At 40.8% G+C, this 18,176-nt stretch carries 8 protein-coding genes; 2 read left to right on the forward strand and 6 right to left on the reverse strand.

Annotated elements, in window-relative coordinates; translation table 11 throughout:
- Positions 1-15: 15 nt before the first annotated feature.
- Entirely contained in the window at positions 16-2,508 is a 2,493-nt protein-coding gene (gene ccsA, locus KF872_07255) for a cytochrome c biogenesis protein CcsA (protein MBX2903339.1), read from the reverse strand.
- Positions 2,509-2,604: 96 nt separating this feature from the next.
- Positions 2,605-3,771, reverse strand: coding sequence for a glycosyltransferase (locus tag KF872_07260; GenBank protein ID MBX2903340.1), 1,167 nt, complete (start codon positions 3,769-3,771; stop codon positions 2,605-2,607).
- A 170-nt stretch (positions 3,772-3,941) separates the two neighbouring features.
- Between KF872_07260 and carB the strand changes: the two genes are divergently transcribed.
- A complete protein-coding gene (carB, locus tag KF872_07265) occupies positions 3,942-6,797 on the forward strand; it encodes a carbamoyl-phosphate synthase large subunit (GenBank protein ID MBX2903341.1) in 2,856 nt (951 codons plus the stop codon).
- A gap of 31 nt (positions 6,798-6,828) precedes the next feature.
- Here carB and sprA read toward each other — a convergent pair whose 3' ends face one another.
- The 4 genes from sprA to KF872_07285 form a co-directional block, all read right to left on the reverse strand.
- Positions 6,829-14,370: a cell surface protein SprA gene (gene sprA / locus KF872_07270; protein ID MBX2903342.1), complete on the reverse strand. Its 7,542-nt coding sequence runs from the start codon at positions 14,368-14,370 to the stop codon at positions 6,829-6,831.
- Between the two features lie 94 nt (positions 14,371-14,464).
- On the reverse strand, positions 14,465-15,067 hold the full coding sequence (gene ruvA, locus KF872_07275; GenBank protein ID MBX2903343.1) for a Holliday junction branch migration protein RuvA: 603 nt from the start codon (positions 15,065-15,067) through the stop codon (positions 14,465-14,467).
- Between the two features lie 181 nt (positions 15,068-15,248).
- Positions 15,249-16,013 carry a glycosyltransferase family 2 protein gene (locus KF872_07280; protein MBX2903344.1) on the reverse strand — a complete coding sequence of 255 codons (765 nt, stop codon included), beginning with the start codon at positions 16,011-16,013 and terminating at the stop codon, positions 15,249-15,251.
- Entirely contained in the window at positions 16,006-17,214 is a 1,209-nt protein-coding gene (locus KF872_07285; protein MBX2903345.1) for an O-antigen ligase family protein, read from the reverse strand. Before KF872_07285 ends, KF872_07280 begins: the two co-directional genes overlap by 8 nt.
- Positions 17,215-17,304: 90 nt before the next feature.
- Here KF872_07285 and meaB point away from each other — a divergent pair, with 90 nt between their 5' ends.
- The gene (gene meaB, locus KF872_07290) at positions 17,305-18,174 is read left to right on the forward strand and encodes a methylmalonyl Co-A mutase-associated GTPase MeaB (GenBank protein ID MBX2903346.1); all 870 of its coding nucleotides are present in this window, start codon (positions 17,305-17,307) and stop codon (positions 18,172-18,174) included.
- Positions 18,175-18,176: the final 2 nt, after the last annotated feature.

The following is an 18,176-nucleotide window of genomic DNA, read 5'->3' on the forward strand; positions in this document are numbered from 1 at the left end:
ATTTAATAGCTGTGTTTATTTTTTCATTCTTCTATATCCGCTAAATAGCGCTCCAATAAAAGTAATAATACTGCCTAACCACACTAAGTTTATATAAGGGAATATTATTGCTTTTAGAATAACAAAATCGAGCGGCTTTTCTTTTTCGCGTACCGAAACTGAGAACTTTTTCGATTCCGGATTTATCTTCAGTACGTTAAAAGTTAATCCCGCTTCTTCTACCGAAGACGGAATGGTAGTTACCGTATTGCCATTTTTAGTATCTATAACAAATACCGGTTCTGAATGAAAAGCTGCCCCTTCTAAAGTTTTGGTAACCAGCACCGGAGCCACAACAATTTTACCTGTCTGTTCCATACCATCGGGTAGTTTTGGCTCTGTGTTTACACTTTCAAAAACAGTATAAGAACTAAGATTAAAGAAAGTATCGCCTATGGCAATTTCGTAAGTGCGGGTAGTATCGCGCAGGGTTTCATTATTAGGCACGCTCGAAACATGGGTAAATACATCTTTCGTAAGGTAGTGCTTGGTATCTGGGTTGGCAAGCAATCCCATTTTAGGGTTAATTTGTGCATTAGGCAAGAGTTGAAAATCTTCAACAATGTTTCCTTTATCGTCTTTGCGCTTATAGTCCACTATATAGTAATTATTAGGGCCTTCGGTTTTCATTCCTTTATAGCTTACCATGTAGCCTCCCATGCGCGAAACGCTGTCTTTCAGCAATAAAATATTTTCAACTTTTTCGTTGTCCTTAAAGTTTGAACCAAAATCTACCCCACTGCTATTCACCGAAATTACACTCTTCTTTCCCTGCGAAATCAATGCTCCCACCAAAAATAATCCGAAGCCAAAATGCGTGATAGAAGCTCCGCTTACTTTCCAATTACGCTTCAATACAAAAATAATATACAACAAGTTACCCACCGCAGCATATACCGAAGCAAAGAGCATTAAAAAGAACCTGCTTACAAAAGGAAACTTCACAAAAAACCAAGAAGCAGTTTTACTGCCGTCAATTAAATACTGCTCCGTGAAACTTATTTTTAATCCCCACGCAATACCCAACGATAGCACCAGCGAAATACCCAACGAAATATACATCCACTTAATGGTAGAAGGCAAGCGCTTACTTTTGTATGCCAAGTATTGAATAGAAGCCGTAAGTAATGCTGCAATAATTCCGATCCATATTTGAATGCTGTTGTAATGTTCAATTACATTTTCCGGTGGAGCCAACTCTAAACCAAACAGTTTGTTCCAAACCGGAATAGATGTAGAGAAAGTCATTTGTACCGCACTCAACAGCATTACCAAAGCACCAATAAACATCCAAAACTCGCGCGATAGCCATTCTTCTTCTTTTTCAACCTTAGGCATGGCAGGATAGCGAATGGCCAACAATAAAAACGATGGAATAGCAAAAGCCGCCATGTACACCACCAACTGCCCTGTCATTCCCAAATCGGTAAATGCGTGTACAGAAGTATCGCCCAAAATACCACTGCGCGTTAAAAACGTAGAATACAAAACCGTTACAAACCCTAGAATATAAAATACAAAAGTGGAAACAAGCGAATGGCCCGTATGCTTAAAAATGAGGTGTGTATGCAAGCCTGCAACCACCAAAAGCCAAGGCACAAAACTCATATTTTCAACCGGATCCCATGCCCAAAAACCACCAAAACTAAGGCTCTCGTAAGCCCATGCCCCACCCATTAAAATACCGGCACCCAGCAGCGCTACCGAAAACAAAGTCCACGGCAAAGCCGGCTTTACCCAGCCGGAAAAATCTTTGCGTAATAAAGCGCCAATTGCAAATGCAAACGGCACACTTACCGAAGCAAAACCTAAAAACAATATTGGCGGGTGAATGGTCATCCAATAATTTTGTAATAGAGGATTCAAGCCATTTCCATCGGCAATAAAATTTAAATAATCCGGCTTTTGAAAAATAGGAGCTTGCGCCATTTCATCGCGTAAAAGCACAAAAGGATTACTTCCAATTTTATGCCCAAACACATACACCCCCAACACCATACTGCCCAAAAAAAACTGTGTAAGACTCAACGTACCCATTACCGGATACTCCCACTCTTTTAGTGTTTTTATACCCACAAAACCAAGCACCACAATCCAAAATTGCCATAGCAAAAAACTACCTTCCTGCCCTTCCCAAAAACTACTGATAATATATTTCATGGGTAATTCGGTAGAAGAATGCCTCCAAGCATAATGATACTCAAACCAATGGTTTAAAATCATTACAAAAAGCAACACAAAAACTCCGAATACAGAAAAACCATGTGCCACAAACGAAGACCGCGAAATTACTTTCCACGAAAGTTCATCTTTTCGGCAACAGGCATACTCTGCAGAAAAATATGCAATGGTTGAAACCAACGAAGCAAAAAAACTAAGCAGCAAAAAGAAGAAACCAAGATGCCCGAGCCATAAGTGCTCTCCAATAAAACCGCCTGAACCAAATCGTTGTGTAAAAAACTCTAACATATCAAGTTGCTATTTCAACCACAAAGTGCAATGATAGTAAGTTAAGATTTTTAAAACTGTGTTTTGTAGATAATTGGCAATTCAATTTACTACACACTATCCAACCCTACGCCCGCGCCAACGGTAGCGTCCGCTTAAACTCAGCAAGCCAACTACCACAATATAAAAGATGTGTAGAATCTCTAAAAACGGAAGCAGCAACAGCAACCACAACTTTTTAAAGAAACTAAAAATCGGTACACAAAAAAGAAAATCGCTAAAGAGCTTAGTACCCAGCGCTATTGCTCCCGGCAGCAAAGGTGTAAGCTGCCTTGTTTGCACAAATCCATATATTGAAAAAGCTACAGCACCTACCACCAGTAAATTAAACATATACGCAAAAAACAATTGCAACTTCACCCACCAGCCGGCATAGCCCGCACTCTTACTCACCCACCGTATCCGCTGGCCAAAGAAATTAAATAATCCTTTTTCGGGTTGGGTAAACACTACTGCATCAAAATGCTTTACAAACCCAATTCCATTGCTATACTTCTCATACACCTTCTGCATTAAAAAAATATCATCGCCCGATGGCACATCATTGTTTCCTTTAAAGCCTTCCAATTCCCGAAAAGTTTCTTTGGCATACATTAAGTTGGCACCACTGCACATAGTAGGTTTGCCTGCTGCAATGGTAGCTCCGGTAATACCCATCAATGTCATTACATCAGCCTGCTGTAGCAATTGCAGTGGAGTATATGCGGGCTTCACCAAAATCGGTGCCGTAACTAGCTTGTAACTGTTTTCAACAAAAAAAGAAACCATAGTTGGCAACCAATTTTCGCCCCTAATACAATCGCCATCGGTAGTAATAATTATATCGCCCTGCGCATTTTTTATCCCAATAGAAATAGCCTCTTTTTTATTGGGTTTCTTTTCGCCTCGGTCGCTTAAATACTGTTGCAAATCAAACAATCGCAATGCAGGAAAATTAAGTTCGCGCACAATTTTCCGTGTATCGTCAATGCTATAATCATCCACCACAATTACCTCGTATAAATGCTTGGGATAATTTTGATTAAACAAATGCTCTATGCAAGCGTGGATGTTCTTTTCTTCGTTGCGAACCGGCACCACTATTGTAACCGTTACTTCCTTACTTTTTGCAGAAGGTACAAAGTACGGCTGCTTTAACCAATACACAAAAAAATAAAGCACCATGAGCAAATACATTGCTGCCACTGCCGACACAACTACGAGTATCAATAAATCACTTTCCATACAAATAAACCGCGAATATGGAGCGCAAAAACATTATTCTTCAGAAATACAATCCACATAGCGGGATAACAATTCTCTAAAAAAAATAGGCGTATCCTCTTATCTTCGCACGATTTTTGAAGTCGCTCGTTCTTCAAAACATCACTATTTCTAATCTTCAAATTGAATAGATGCCACGCGACAATTCCATTAAGCACATTTTAATTATTGGTTCAGGACCTATTATTATCGGGCAAGCCTGCGAATTCGATTACTCCGGCTCACAAGCAGCACGCAGTTTGCGCGAAGAAGGTATTCAAATTACGCTTCTCAACAGCAATCCCGCTACTATTATGACCGACCCTTTAGTGGCAGACAACGTATATCTGGAACCAATTTCGGTAGATAGTATTGTAAAAATTTTAGAAGAGCAAAAAGCTCGAAACAATACCATAGATGCCATATTGCCAACCATGGGCGGCCAAACTGCTTTAAACCTTTACATGGAAGCCGATGAGTTGAAAATTTGGGAAAAATATGGAGTGAAAGTACTTGGTGCCGATGCCAAAGCCATACAAAAAACCGAAGACCGAGAAGAATATCGCAAATGGATGCTAGAACTCGGCATTGGCGTTGCTCCAGGCATTACTTGCAACTCCTTTTTAGAAGGAAAAGAAGCTGCACAAAAAACCGGATTCCCATTGGTAATTCGCCCATCCTTTACATTAGGCGGCACTGGAGGATCTTTTGTGCATACCAAAGAAGAATTCGATGAAAAACTAAAACGCGGATTAGAAGCTTCGCCCGTACACGAAGTATTGGTAGAAAAAGCCGTACTCGGTTGGAAAGAATTTGAGTTGGAAGTAATGAAAGACATTGCGGGCAATTTTGTGGTAATCTGCACCGTAGAAAATTTCGACCCAATGGGCATACACACAGGCGACTCCATAACCGTAGCGCCTGCCATGACTTTAAGCGATACCGTATATCAAAAAATGCGGAACTACGCTAAAACCATGATATGCGACCTGCCCGGCTTTGCAGGCGGTTGCAATATTCAATTCTCGGTAGATCCGGCAACAGAAGATATTATTTCTATAGAAATGAACCCGCGCGTATCGCGCTCCTCCGCACTGGCATCTAAAGCCACCGGATACCCTATTGCAAAAATTGCTGCCAAACTCGCAATAGGCTATACGCTCGATGAACTTAAAAACCAAATCACCAAAACAACCTCAGCATTTTTTGAACCCGCTTTAGACTATGTAATCGTAAAAATTCCACGCTGGAACTTCGATAAGTTTCAAGGCTGCGATGACACACTCGGTTTACAAATGAAAGCCGTAGGCGAAGTAATGGGTATAGGCAGAAGTTTCCAAGAAGCCTTGCAGAAAGCCTGCCAAAGTTTAGAAAACAACCGTATTGGCTTAGGCTGCGATGGCAAACAATGGGTTAGCCCCGATGACATGCTCAAAGGAATTACCCACGCTTCGTGGGATAGAATTTTCCGCATTTACGATGCGCTTAAACTTGGTGTACCTACCAAAACAATTCACGATGCTACCAAAATAGATCCTTGGTTTTTAAGCCAAATTATGGAACTGGTAGAAATTGAACGCAACTACCGCAAGCGAGAACTCACTTCTATTAACGCCAGCGAAATGCAAGCGCTAAAAGAAAAAGGCTACAGCGATTTGCAATTGGCATACCTCACCAAAACTACCGAAGATGAAGTGTATAACTACCGCACCAAACAACTCGGCATCCGCAGAGTGTATAAATTGGTAGATACCTGCGCAGCTGAGTTCGAGGCGCTTACTCCATATTATTATTCTTCGTTTGAAAAAGCATCTACCAACCCCAACATTCAAAGCAACGAAAGCACTCTTTCTTCTAAAAAGAAAATTATTGTGCTCGGCTCCGGGCCAAACAGGATTGGGCAGGGAATTGAATTCGATTATTGCTGCGTACATGGCGTGCTTGCCATTAAAGAAGCCGGCTACGAAGCTATTATGATGAACTGCAATCCCGAAACAGTTTCTACCGACCCCGATATTGCCGATAAACTATATTTTGAACCCGTGTTTTGGGAACACCTGCGCGAACTAATTGAACACGAAAAACCCGAAGGAGTAATCGTGCAACTTGGTGGACAAACAGCACTAAAACTTTCAAAAAATTTATACGAAAACGGTATTAAAATTATAGGTTCCAGCTACGAAGCCATGGACATTGCTGAAGATCGCGAGCGCTTTAGCAACCTGCTGAAAGAATTAGATATTCCATATCCAAATTATGGCGCAGCTAAAAACGCAGAAGAGGCATTAGAAGTAGCTCACCTCGTAGGCTACCCAGTGTTGGTGCGCCCGAGTTATGTACTGGGCGGGCAGCGCATGCGAATTGTAATTAACGATGAGGAACTTACAAAAAGCGTAGTAAGCATTTTAAAGTTCTTCCCTGATAACAATATTCTTATTGACCACTTTCTCGACCGTGCCGAAGAGGCTGAAATTGATGCCATTTACGATGGCGAACAAGTAGAAATAATGGGTGTGATGGAACACGTAGAGCCTGCCGGAATACACAGTGGCGACAGCAATGCCATGCTGCCTCCATACAACCTAAGCGAAAAAGTACAACACGATATGCGCGACTACACCCGCAAAATTGCCAAAGCATTAGATATTCGCGGGCTAATCAATATCCAGTTTGCCATAAAAAACGAGCAGGTGTATGTAATTGAAGCTAATCCTAGAGCCAGCCGCACCACACCTTTTATATGCAAAGCATACGGAGTTCCATACCTAAACTACGCTACCAAAGTAATGTTGGGAACCAATAAAATTAAAGACTTCACTTACTTTAAGCGCCTTATTGGCTATGCAGTAAAGGAACCGGTATTCAGCTTCGATAAATTTCCGGGTGTAAGCCGCGAATTAGGCCCCGAAATGAAATCTACCGGAGAAGCTATCCGCTTTATTAAAGATTTATACGACCCTTGGTTCAGAAACCTGTATAAGAAGAAAAGTATGATGCTGAGTAAATAATCAGCATCGTTTTACGCTTGGGCAAGTAGCCTTACTGCCCAAGCGTAAATCTTAATGTAACACCGCCCCGCGTATTGGTAGTTGGGAATCCGGTTGAAATTTTAGGTATAGTTTTATTGTAATCTACAAAGATTCTAATGTTGAGCCTTTGGCTGATAACGTAATCTATAGAAGGCTGTATAGAATATGTGGTGCTACCATTGGTAATTTGCGGTAAATCGCCATCTATGCGGTGGTTCACCGTAATATTGTCGCGGTAGCTGAAATCGAACCTAAAATTCAAATCGTTATCTAAGCGAATACGTTTACCGCGGAACTTTATAGGCAGTTTTAAACCACGAATTTTGTAACCAGCGCCAAATGTAAACTGTTCATTGTTTTGCTCTACTAACTGATAGTCGTAAAAATTCATGGTTATGGTTCTCGATTTCTTGTAATCGAAACGCGCCTGCACATTGTTTTTAAATGTCATATCAATACCAATTAAAGGCGAAAAAGATTCATTCATTACAATGTTTGGAATGGCATACAATGGATAAAAATTGCCGTTAAGTGTATCTATCCTGTTGCCGCCATCTAAAGCGCCCGATCCGCGATAATCTAAATTGGTTTGGAAACTGCTTACCGTGAGTGTGCTGCTATAACCATGGGTAATACTTATATTTTGCACTACTTTTTGTATCCACTTAAATTTATTCAAACCGCTGTAACTAATGTTCCAATTAGGCAATGGGAATGTTTTAAATGAATTCAAATTTACTTTATTGGCATCCTTTCCAAAATAAGCAGCCAAGAATGCAGGAATAAGCACCTCTTGCGATTTTGGTCCGTAGCCATACGCATAATTAGGGTTTTCCTTCACAGCTCCGCTTGTATCGCGCACAGAAAAATTGCCTTGCGAATTTTCGTTCTGTGCCTGCAACCTGCGCGATATAATGGAACGGTTGGCTTCGAAGGTTCTATACACATCGCTCAAACCCTTGGCATCAATTTTTTGGAACATGGTTTTTACCGGCAAATACGAAATAGTATAGCTTCCAATATCTATTGGATTTAAGTGCTGAATTTCGCCCGTAACATTGTCTATGGCTTTAAAGTATTGCGAATGTGCAATGCTCTTTTCTCTAAACATTTTTACTTCTATTCTTAAATCCGGTGCAGGCTCTAATGAGGCCGTAAAATCTATTCTTTCGCTACGTGTTTGCGTAAATTTCTGATTGAGCAATGTATCGCGCGTAACCCACCCTTTAGATGCTGCTCGGTTTAGCCATTGGTCGCGCGCATTGGCATCGTATTGGTCTATTCCTGTAAACAAATTAAAGCCGGGTTGGTTACCAAAAACAAAGTCAAATCCCGGTGCCATCATTTTATGGTCGTTTCCTAAAAGGCGGCTATATCCTTGGAAGCCCGGCAATGTGGTGGCGGCATTTTGTTTTATTTCTAAACTTACTCGCTTAATCATCAATAGCGGACGCAGTGCCAATGAAATAAATGGATCTGATGGCAATTGCTTGTTTCTGTAATCGTGCTTTTTCTGCTTAATTGCTCCTTTGTTTGCCTTTAATTCCGTAGTAAGTCGCTTAATTTCACGAGCCTTTCTGGCTGTATCCATTTGCATATCTGCTTTCAAGATTTTGAAATCTGCTTTCAGTTTCTTTCTGCGTTCTTTCAACTTAGCAATTTCATCTTTTAGCTTCTGCCGAGCTTTAATGGCGGCTTCTTTTTTGGTTTTAATGGCTTTGGCATCGCCCAAATTCGGATTAGGTGTGTTGTACACTTTTAAGAATGGCGATTTGTTGTAGAGTTTTCTGAAATCTAAATCTACCTTTCCTCTATTGCTTTGCGAATTATTGATGGTATTACCCATTGGGTTTATCACCCATTTTCCTTCATCGTTTTTAACTTGCGGCAATGCCATCCAATTGTAGGTAGAGGCATAGCTCATATTGGCATTGATAAAATCGAATGCTGGAATTTTGTTTATCGGCAAATTATAGCTGGCAGAAAGGCTTTGGGTAAAGTTTGTGTTCCGTCCGCCTTTCCAAAAATTATCCCACATAGTATCGCGCTTGGCCTTGGTATCCAACGGACCATCCGGCTCATCAACCCTTGAATTATTGGTGGCGCTGTATTGTATGCTAAGCGATTTGAATGGATTGTAGTTTAATGTATAACTTCTATTCCACTTAAAGAATTTAAAGTATGTGGAAGGAATGGCATAATCTGCTTCGCCTAGCGGCCGCAGTTTTATTTCGCCAAACTCGCGATTCCAATCGTTGGTAACACCCAATGCCGAAGGAATAAAGTTGAAGTTTATATCGCGGAAAATATCTAGCCACTTCGATTTCGATTTAATAAGCTTCCTGAATGGATACAACTCTTTAGATTGCGGAGCAAAGTTCCATGCAATTTGCCCTATGTAATTCTTCTTTGAATTTTTTTCTATGAATGGATCGCTACTTACTTGTTCGGTATAGGCATAAGTAAAATTCCAGTTACCGGGGTCGTAAATACGCGGTTTCTTTTGCTTGGTTTGCGGCACTATTCGCACATTGCTAAAGTTCCATCCTTTACGAGTGGTAATGGTTTGTATTTGCGATTTATACCTGCGGGCAGAATCGGAACCATAGGCTTCTTTAATGGCTTTTATATAATCGTTGGTTGGAATATCTAATTGGTAAGGGTCAAACTCCGGTGTGCTGAAAGTTTGTGCTATACCTCCGTAAAATGGCAACTGGAAACCAGCTTTTGTGGGTAAAAACCTACCTAACTGCAAAGTGGCATTTACATCGTATTGCCAGAAATTATCTTTATAGCGTTGGTCTATTTTTTGTTCAATTTGCCCGAAGCCTCTTGTGTGCATAGCTGCACTTACATTCACAATACCTAAATCTGCGAGTTTTATTTGTACGTTGCCAATAGCTGCTGCACCGCCAAACTCATCAAAATCAGAAGCCCGCATTTCATTAAACCACACTTCTATTGATTTTGCCAAGCCATCGTCTTTATCTTTCAATGGATTGTTTTTATCGGTTTGTGCCGGATTTTTCAAGCCCAGCATCACCGTTTTAATAGCACCAATATCAGGATTTCCAATAATAGAAATTTGATGCCCTTGACTATTGACAACTGTATAAGGAATATCGCGCGGGTAGCCTGCGGTAAGGTTTCTGGTTTGTTTAAGTTGCACAAACTCCTTTAAGTTCAATACCATTTGGTTAGAATCCGGCCATACCAATTTGCGGTCGTTATCGCTATCGGGATTGTATTTACTGTTGTTGGGAGTAATTTTTAATGGTATTTCGTATTGGTAGTAGTTGTCTTTAAAATCGGAACCCATACGAATAAAAGCCACCACTTCATTATCGCGCACCGGTCCTGTTTCGGAATCGAGTACCTCGTTAGCATGAATAGCCATGCGCAACTTTTTATACCTGCGCAAATCTATACTCATGTTCTTGAATACTGCACGCAAATCGCCATCTTTTAAGTTGCGCACTGTGGTAGATAATGCCGATTCGTTTAGCTGAATGTATTGATTGGTTTGCGCACCAATACCTTGCTCGCGTTGTAAGTTTGGCGGCATTACGTAGTTTACAGGTTCTTTACCACTATTTTCTTCTACACCCACCGAAGAAACCAAGAATTTGGTATTAGAGCCATTATCTGAAGGAATTTGATCGGTAGGGTCGTTGAGCGGCTTATTGTATGTTCTCCATTGGTTGCGTACCAACTCCAATGTACCAAAACGCATGGTTACGCTATCTTGGAAATCGGCAGCTACCATACGCACAAACTGAATACTTTTAAAATCGGGGATATTGCCCACACGAGTTTTATAGTTGTTTATCGGTATCCTAAATTGGTACCAAGTCCATTCCGGTTCAGGCACACCGTTAAAGGATTTGGCAGGATAGCGCAAGCGCGAAATAACATAGGGGTTTTGCTCATCTTCCAAAGCCTGTGGCGACATGTCTATTTCATACTGGAAATACTCTTCGTTTTCATTCAAAGAAAAATCTTTGTTTAAATCTTCATTATCGGGTAAGTTGGTTCCTGCATTGGTTTGCCCGGAGTTGCCGCTTTGCACGGGAGAGTTTCCTTGCGGGCTGTTGTAATCTTTATAGCGCGGAATAATATTTCGCTCATTTTCAAAAGTACCATCTAAAAAGAATCGGAAGTTGTCGCTGGCAGGGTCGTTTTGCAAAGCTGCCAATGCATCGGGATTTAAAAATGCACCTACTTTATTTAAGAAATCTGCGTGGTGCTCTTTCTCTACATCATCTGGCAATCCATCTAAACCCACATCTTGGCAAGGGCGCGTATTGGGATCGTTATCAAAGGCATTTACCAACGGTGGCAATTTAGGCACCCGCGACCATGCTGTGCGATCTAAGATATTAGAATCGCAGGCCAGTCCGTTTTCAAACTGCATACGCGAATCGCGTAATATATCTTCAGAGATATTGCCGAGATGGAAATATAATTTTCCTCCTGTGCTCGATTTGTTATATACAAATGGGTCGAGCATCCAAAATTCAATAAATTCAACGTTGTTGGCTTCCAAATCATTATTGTCTATGGCGCGCATTAAACCTGCCCAGCGGGTTTGCGGCTCTTTCAACGAACCATCATTGTTTACACCATAAGAAATTACTTTTCCGTTGCGAACAGTTGGGCTGGGGCTGGCTTCAAAATTGTAAGGACCACGCTGGCGGGGGTAATACGAAATATCGAAAGTGTAAAGGTTTTGGTCTATGGTTTGCCCCGGGCGGTTAGGAAACACTTCTTGTTGAGGAATTAAACGCACCAAGTGATTAGAAATACATTCTTTACAACCATGTACGGCTTTAGTTTGTGTGTTTGAAGTATTGAAGAAGGAATTATCTATTCTATACCATGCAATTTTGGCGCGGTTGAAACCATACGTAGAATCACTTACAAAATGTGATTCGGGGAATTTTTCTAAGCCTTGTGCATTAGGCATATTGCGCGGAGTAGAGGCTATTTTCCACGATGAGGCCGGAGTTGTAAGCGGATAGCTGATGGTGGTACCTTCAAAATCATCTACATACACTTGAGCTTGCCCATCGGAATTCTGAATAGCCTTCTGATGTCCTGGTTTTAGATATGCCACCTCGCCATAAGCATTGAGCGTACTCATTTCTTTGGTAGAATAAATAGGCAATTTATCTAGTGCTTTTGTGAGCCATGGCAAATTGGTTTGGTAGCTTAAATCTAAGCCCATAATGGTGTTGGCAATTGGGTCATCTCCCAAATTAACTTTAAATGAAAACGGGCGTTCGCGCAAATGCATTACAGTACCTCCAATATTGAATTTTGGATTCACTCTAAAATCTAAGCGTGTGCCAAACATGCTGCGCTGCTGGATACCGAACTGGTTATTATTTTCAAAATCAATTTGTACTTTTTGCCCTGAGTTTAGTACGCTTTGGTTGGTAATGCGCACTATACCGGAAGTATATTCTACGGTATAATCTTGATCTTCTACCAATCGCTGCCCTCCAACACTTACCACCACAGAGCCGCGCGGTACATTGCCAAATCCTATTCTTATTTCGCTGCTGTTTACACCTTTATATTGCCCGCGAACTACAAAGCGGTTAAATTCCGGAAACTGCTGTGCTCTAAACTTTGTGGAGTCGTATAATTGCTGGTAGGTATATTGGTCGGCAATAGAAGCATCGCCTGCTTCAATAAACTTACTTTTAAGGTTAGAGCCAAAAGGTTCTTTTACCGGAAAAATAAGCCTGCCGTTTTGGGTTAAAATGGTTATGCCCGGCAAAAAGTCAAATAGTCCATCGGCCTGTGGGTCGCCATTCATATTTACGTTATCGAGGTTAAGCAATTTAATAAGTTGCTTGCCTTTTATGTTTCCTTTGGGCATATAGCGTTTTTCGCCACCGCCCGGATCGTTGTAGTAAATATCCAGTCTAAAATCTTCGTTACTCAACTGGTATGCTCCAAGTGAGTAAATATTTTTCATCATTAAATCCCAAATTGGTAGTGTGGGGCGAGCAGAGGTGCTTTTTAGCATCTTCAAGAACAGCACTTTGCTGGTGGTGCTGCTATCTGGCGGCACTTGGTTGGCAAATTCGCCCACTTGGAAAACCTGTCCGTTAAATTCATATTGAAAGGCTACGGCCAACACTTCATTGGGCTGGATTAGAGTGTTCATGGAAATGTAACCCAACTGCGGATTAAAATTATAGTCTTTGGGATCGAGCTTACGGGCGTATGTTTTTTCAAAGTCTTGTACTTGTACTAAGTTAAAATTAGGGCCGGTAAGTTCTGTAACTATTTTATCTACAAAGCGGATATTGGGATTTGCCAGCAAGCGCGGATATAGATTGTTTATTTCGTTTCGTGCTCTGCCATCGCCTCCTCCGGTAGATTGAATGTGTGGTGAATACGGATTTATTTCTCCCAAATCTTGGAATGCCACTACATCGCGTACACCTTGCGTTTGCCCTGTGCGGTTGGTTACCCACACTTCTAAACGTGTAATATTTATATTAGAACGAATTACCGGTAGGGTTGAAAGGGCATAATCGTATTGGTCGCGAAAATATTGGCTTAGGAAGAAGTGTCGGTTATCTTCGTATTGGTCGGCTTTTACTTCAAAATTTTGGCGTTGTGCGCCACTTTCTATCACTACAGATTCGCGTTTGGAACGCTGTTGCGAAATTAAGCTGGTCCAAGTAAGTCTTCCAAACTGCAATTGTGTTTTAAATCCAAAAAGCGATTGGCTTCCTTGAATTAAGCGCGTTGGCAAACTCATGCTTACGTTTCCGGCTTCAATCTTTTTTATGATGTCGTCTTCATCTCCGGCATATTCCAACTTCAATTGATTTTCGAAATCGAAACCACTTTGTGTATTATACTTTACACCCAATTGTAGCTTATCGCCAATTTTACCAACCACGTTTACGTTGATATTCATATCGAAATCGAAACCACCTGTTTTCCTATTTCGGATTGGAATATTGGGATTGGCAACTGTTTGGTAATTGGCTCCGAGTGTAAGTTCTAAATTTCCCTGTGGGCGAATTTCAATTTTGCTTCCGCCAAATAATTTATCGAAAAATTTCTTTTTTACCTGAATTGGAGGAAGCAGTCCTTTATCTTCTACTAAACCCAATGCATTGCTGCGGCTTTTCCAATAGGCATCGCGTTCTTGCTTTTCGGTAAATTTTAAATACTCATCGTATGTAAGGTATGTGGGCGGGCGGTAATTTTGGTCTCCTATTTTTTCGGTAAGGATATATTGCCCGGTTTGTGGATCGTACTCTACCGATTTCACAACATTCTTAGGGTCTTGCAGGTAAAAAGGGTCTTTAGGTTGGGTTGTAACAAAATCGCCTTGGCGGTCTTTCATCGGGTAGCGATTCTTTACCTGCTTAGAAGAGTCGGCAGCGGCTCGCTTCATCAATGCCGGCAAGGTGGCGCGGTATCGGTAGCCCGATTTATTGGCATAACTGCTCACCATTGTTGCTATTGCAACCGATGAAAAAGCAATGGTTAGTAATTTATATTTTATGTCTTTAAACAATGCCTATTCTAAATTTTGTTTTTCCAACCAATACTTGGCGTGCCATTATTGAGTTGTTTTAATTCTTGTTTTACTTGGATTTATTCTACTTATCTCACAAATTTCTTAATGCTTCTTTTATTAAATTCTCCACCGTTGCTCCCGAATTGGCAGCAGCTATTTTCATCAATACTTTTTCTGCTTGTGCTTTTTGATAGCCCAGCGCAATGAGGGCATATAACGCTTCTTCGCGGGCGCTATTGTGCGAAGCAATTGTTAAAGTAGAACCGGCAGTACTGCCCGTTTTGGCTACTTTATCTTTCAATTCTAAAATAATGCGCTTGGCGGTTTTGGGACCAATGCCTTTAATGCTTTGAATCAACGCCTCGTTTTCGGTAAGAATGGCATGCTTAATATCATCGGGTTTGTGCCCTGAAAGCATTACGCGCGCAGTAGAAGCGCCTACTCCACTTACTGAAATCAACAATTCAAATAAATCTTTTTCGCTCTCTTCTGCAAACCCAAACAACTCATAACCACTTAAACTCTGCCCTTCGTTTTTTACTATAAGCGAGGTATAAAGCTGCACAGCCTCCACCTGTTGAATTGCCGAAAATGTATGCAGACTGATGTTTACTTTAAACCCAATACCGCCATTTTCCACAATTACATAGGTAGGAGATTTGAACGTAAGTTTGCCGCTCAGATAAGCTATCATATTTGTTTCAAAATTTGTGAAAATACAAGCATTTACCATTGGCTGGGCTTGCTAATCCACAGGATAATTTAATAAGTTCTATTTAGTGTATAATTGCTTCGATAGCTCAATTTTGAGGCGCAATGATAATAAATTAGTGTTAAAATTTTAACAGTGATAAAGAATAGACTGTAAGCGCTGCCTAATCGTTGTTTTTCTGCTTGAATTGTAGTGCTTCTTTGTACTTCAACCATGTTTCTATACTCATGAAAAGGGCAAACTGCAAGCCTTGCTTTCCTTCTAAAAATCCAAGTTTTAAAAAATAAGAAGTAATAAATTTTGAAACAGGGCTAAAAAGCATCTTAAACAGTAATCCCGAAGTAGATTTTGCAGCAAGTTGAAGTCCGTTTAATACAGCATAGCGCTGCAACTTTTGCCAATGTTCGCTCTGACTTTCGTAAGCAATATGCAGAATGCTTCCTTCTAAATGTTGAATATTGGCAGCAGGCTTCATTTCAATTTTTTCATGCACATCGGCTGCATTCCAATTGCCACATTGCTTATTGAATATCCGTAAGCGTTTGGTAGAATTTATGCCTCCAAAGCGCATCCATCTACCGCAGTAAAAATTCTTGATATTCAAAGTATATGCATCGGCAATTTGTGCAGTTTTAAGTTGTGCTATCTCTTGTTGCAAAACACTGTCTATAGCTTCATCGGCATCAATACTTAGCACTAAGTTGTGCGAAGTTTGGGCGGTAGCAAACTGCTTCTGCTTTCCATAATTTTCAAACTGATGCTTAAACATTTTTACACCTAGCGAGCGGCAAATTTCTTCGGTTTTATCGGTTGAATTATCGTTGATAACCACCACAATTTCATCCACCGTGTTTTGCAGCGATGCAATGGTACGCGCAATGTGTTTTTCTTCGTTAAAAGCAATAATGGCTGCCGAAACTTTATGCATTTTCTTTTCCTGAAACGTGGTGAATTAACAATACCAACCAAACTACGCAAAGACCTGTTCCCATTTGCTCTTCGAGTGTTGGCTCCCATAAAAATGAAGTAAACAACACCATGTAAAATACTTTAAACAGCCAGTTGCTCTTACTCCAAAATTTAAACAAAGGAAACAGCAATGCTCCTACCGACAGTACAGCACCCAACCAACCTAAAGTTACCCACCACCACAATATTTGGTTGTGTGGAAGTTTCTGCTGTGTTTGCTGTAAATCGGGAAAATGCTGTATGTACCAAGCTTGCATGGCATCGTACACATCTCCATAACCAACGCCAAAAAACGACTGCTCTTGCGCCACGCTAACCGCAGCTTTCCACGAACGAATGCGCATACCATCTGAAGCATCTAAGTGCTGTGCCTCGGTATATTTCATTATATCGTACCGCATATATTTTACTTTATTCTCCAAACTCGGAATAGAAGTAAACAAGATAACTACAACAACTATTAACCCCAAAAACAGCATCCCTGTTCGCCTGTAACCCCACTGCTTTGCATACGCACACAAAAAAACAAGCAAACCTGCATACAACGAAAATATAGCACTACGCACACTTAAAACATGTACCATAACCAACAAAAACAATGCTATTGAAAAAGCAATTTTATGCTCAACTCCCCTGCTGCTTGCAGCCAGCCACAATGCTGCAAAAAATGCCATTACCACTAGCAGCGCATATCTAATGTGGCTAAATGGCATGGGAATGGTGCCACCAATAATAATTTGATGATTCACTTCGTGAAAATGCAGCAGGTAATTACCCAAAACAAATACTACGCTTACAGTAAAAACTGCTACATACAACCACATTATACTTCTAAACTGTACTGCCTGTAAAGGCTTAAACATTGCAAAACCCAGTGGCAACAATAAAAATGGCAGATGAATGCGCACAAAATTAAGCCACACTGCGGTATTGGAACTCCAGCACCCCGAAAATACCACACCCCAAAAAAGCACTGTAATACTCCACCATTCTCCTCTAAGAAAAGTATCCCTACCAACTTCTTTATAGTTAAGAATGCCCGCCAGCAATACGCCCGCCATGCCAATACTCAACAATGCCCGCGAAGCGGTAAAGCCAATAAAGATACATAGCAACGAAAGCAATAGCACTCTTTCCGATATATTTCTAAAATTTTTCAAAGTAGTAAGAATGTACACGTTTACTTCAACTTAATTTTTGTTCCTGTTTTCGCATAGGCTTTTAATTTAGCAGCCTAGCAATTTACAAAAGTGCATTTTTCTTCTATTACCAACTTTGCAACGCTTGCCAAAGCCATTACTCAGGTAGAAAATTCCTTAGCCGGATTTGAAGAAACCTTAATGGCGCTACAACCTCAATCTATTCCCGTAATTGGCTTTACAGGGCCTCCCGGAGCCGGTAAAAGCACCCTCTTAAACGCAACCGTAACGCAATTATTGAGTGAAGAAAAAAAAGTGGGACTCTTGCTTATTGACCCTTCATCGCCCTTTAATCTCGGTGCCATACTTGGCGACAGATTGCGCTTGAGTGCTCACTTTAACCACCCCAATTTATTTATACGATCCATTGCCACGCGTGGCTTGCTGGGTGGGCTAAGCCACACTATTGTAGAAGTATTGGAAGTAATGAAAAGCTATACTTTCGACTATATTTTTATTGAAACTGTTGGCGTAGGACAAAGTGAAGTTGAAATTGCCGGACTTGCGGATAAAACAATAGTAATACTGGTTCCCGAAGCTGGCGATAGCGTGCAAACCATGAAAGCCGGCATTATGGAAATTGCCGATGTTTTTGTGGTGAACAAAGCCGATAGAGCCGATGCCGAAAGCATGGTGCAAGCCTTACAAACTCAATTGCACCTTGCCGATAAAGATTACATTCCGGTAATAAAAACTATAGCTGTAGAAAATAGTGGCATTACAGAACTCATTTCAACTTTCAGCGAAAAAACGAGTGTAAACGAAAACCGAAAAACACAACTCCTACTTTCAAAAGCACTCACAATTATTCAACGCGAAAAGATGAAACACTTTGATGTATCTGCATTTTCAAGAGATTTAAAAGAGGCGGTTACTATGGAAAATTTTAGCCTCTACCGCTTTGTGAAAAAGTATTTCTAATC

The sequence above is a fragment of the Chitinophagales bacterium genome (assembly GCA_019638515.1).
GTDB lineage: Bacteria > Bacteroidota > Bacteroidia > Chitinophagales > LD1 > UBA7692.

What these genes read in the sequence shown, in the direction of transcription:
- KF872_07260 (MBX2903340.1), bottom strand. Translation starts at nt 3,771, where the DNA reads ATGGAAAGTGATTTATTGATACTCGTAGTTGTGTCGGCAGTGGCAGCA.
- KF872_07280 (MBX2903344.1), bottom strand. Translation starts at nt 16,013, where the DNA reads ATGCATAAAGTTTCGGCAGCCATTATTGCTTTTAACGAAGAAAAACAC.
- carB (MBX2903341.1), top strand. Translation starts at nt 3,942, where the DNA reads ATGCCACGCGACAATTCCATTAAGCACATTTTAATTATTGGTTCAGGA.
- ccsA (MBX2903339.1), bottom strand. Translation starts at nt 2,508, where the DNA reads ATGTTAGAGTTTTTTACACAACGATTTGGTTCAGGCGGTTTTATTGGA.
- ruvA (MBX2903343.1), bottom strand. Translation starts at nt 15,067, where the DNA reads ATGATAGCTTATCTGAGCGGCAAACTTACGTTCAAATCTCCTACCTAT.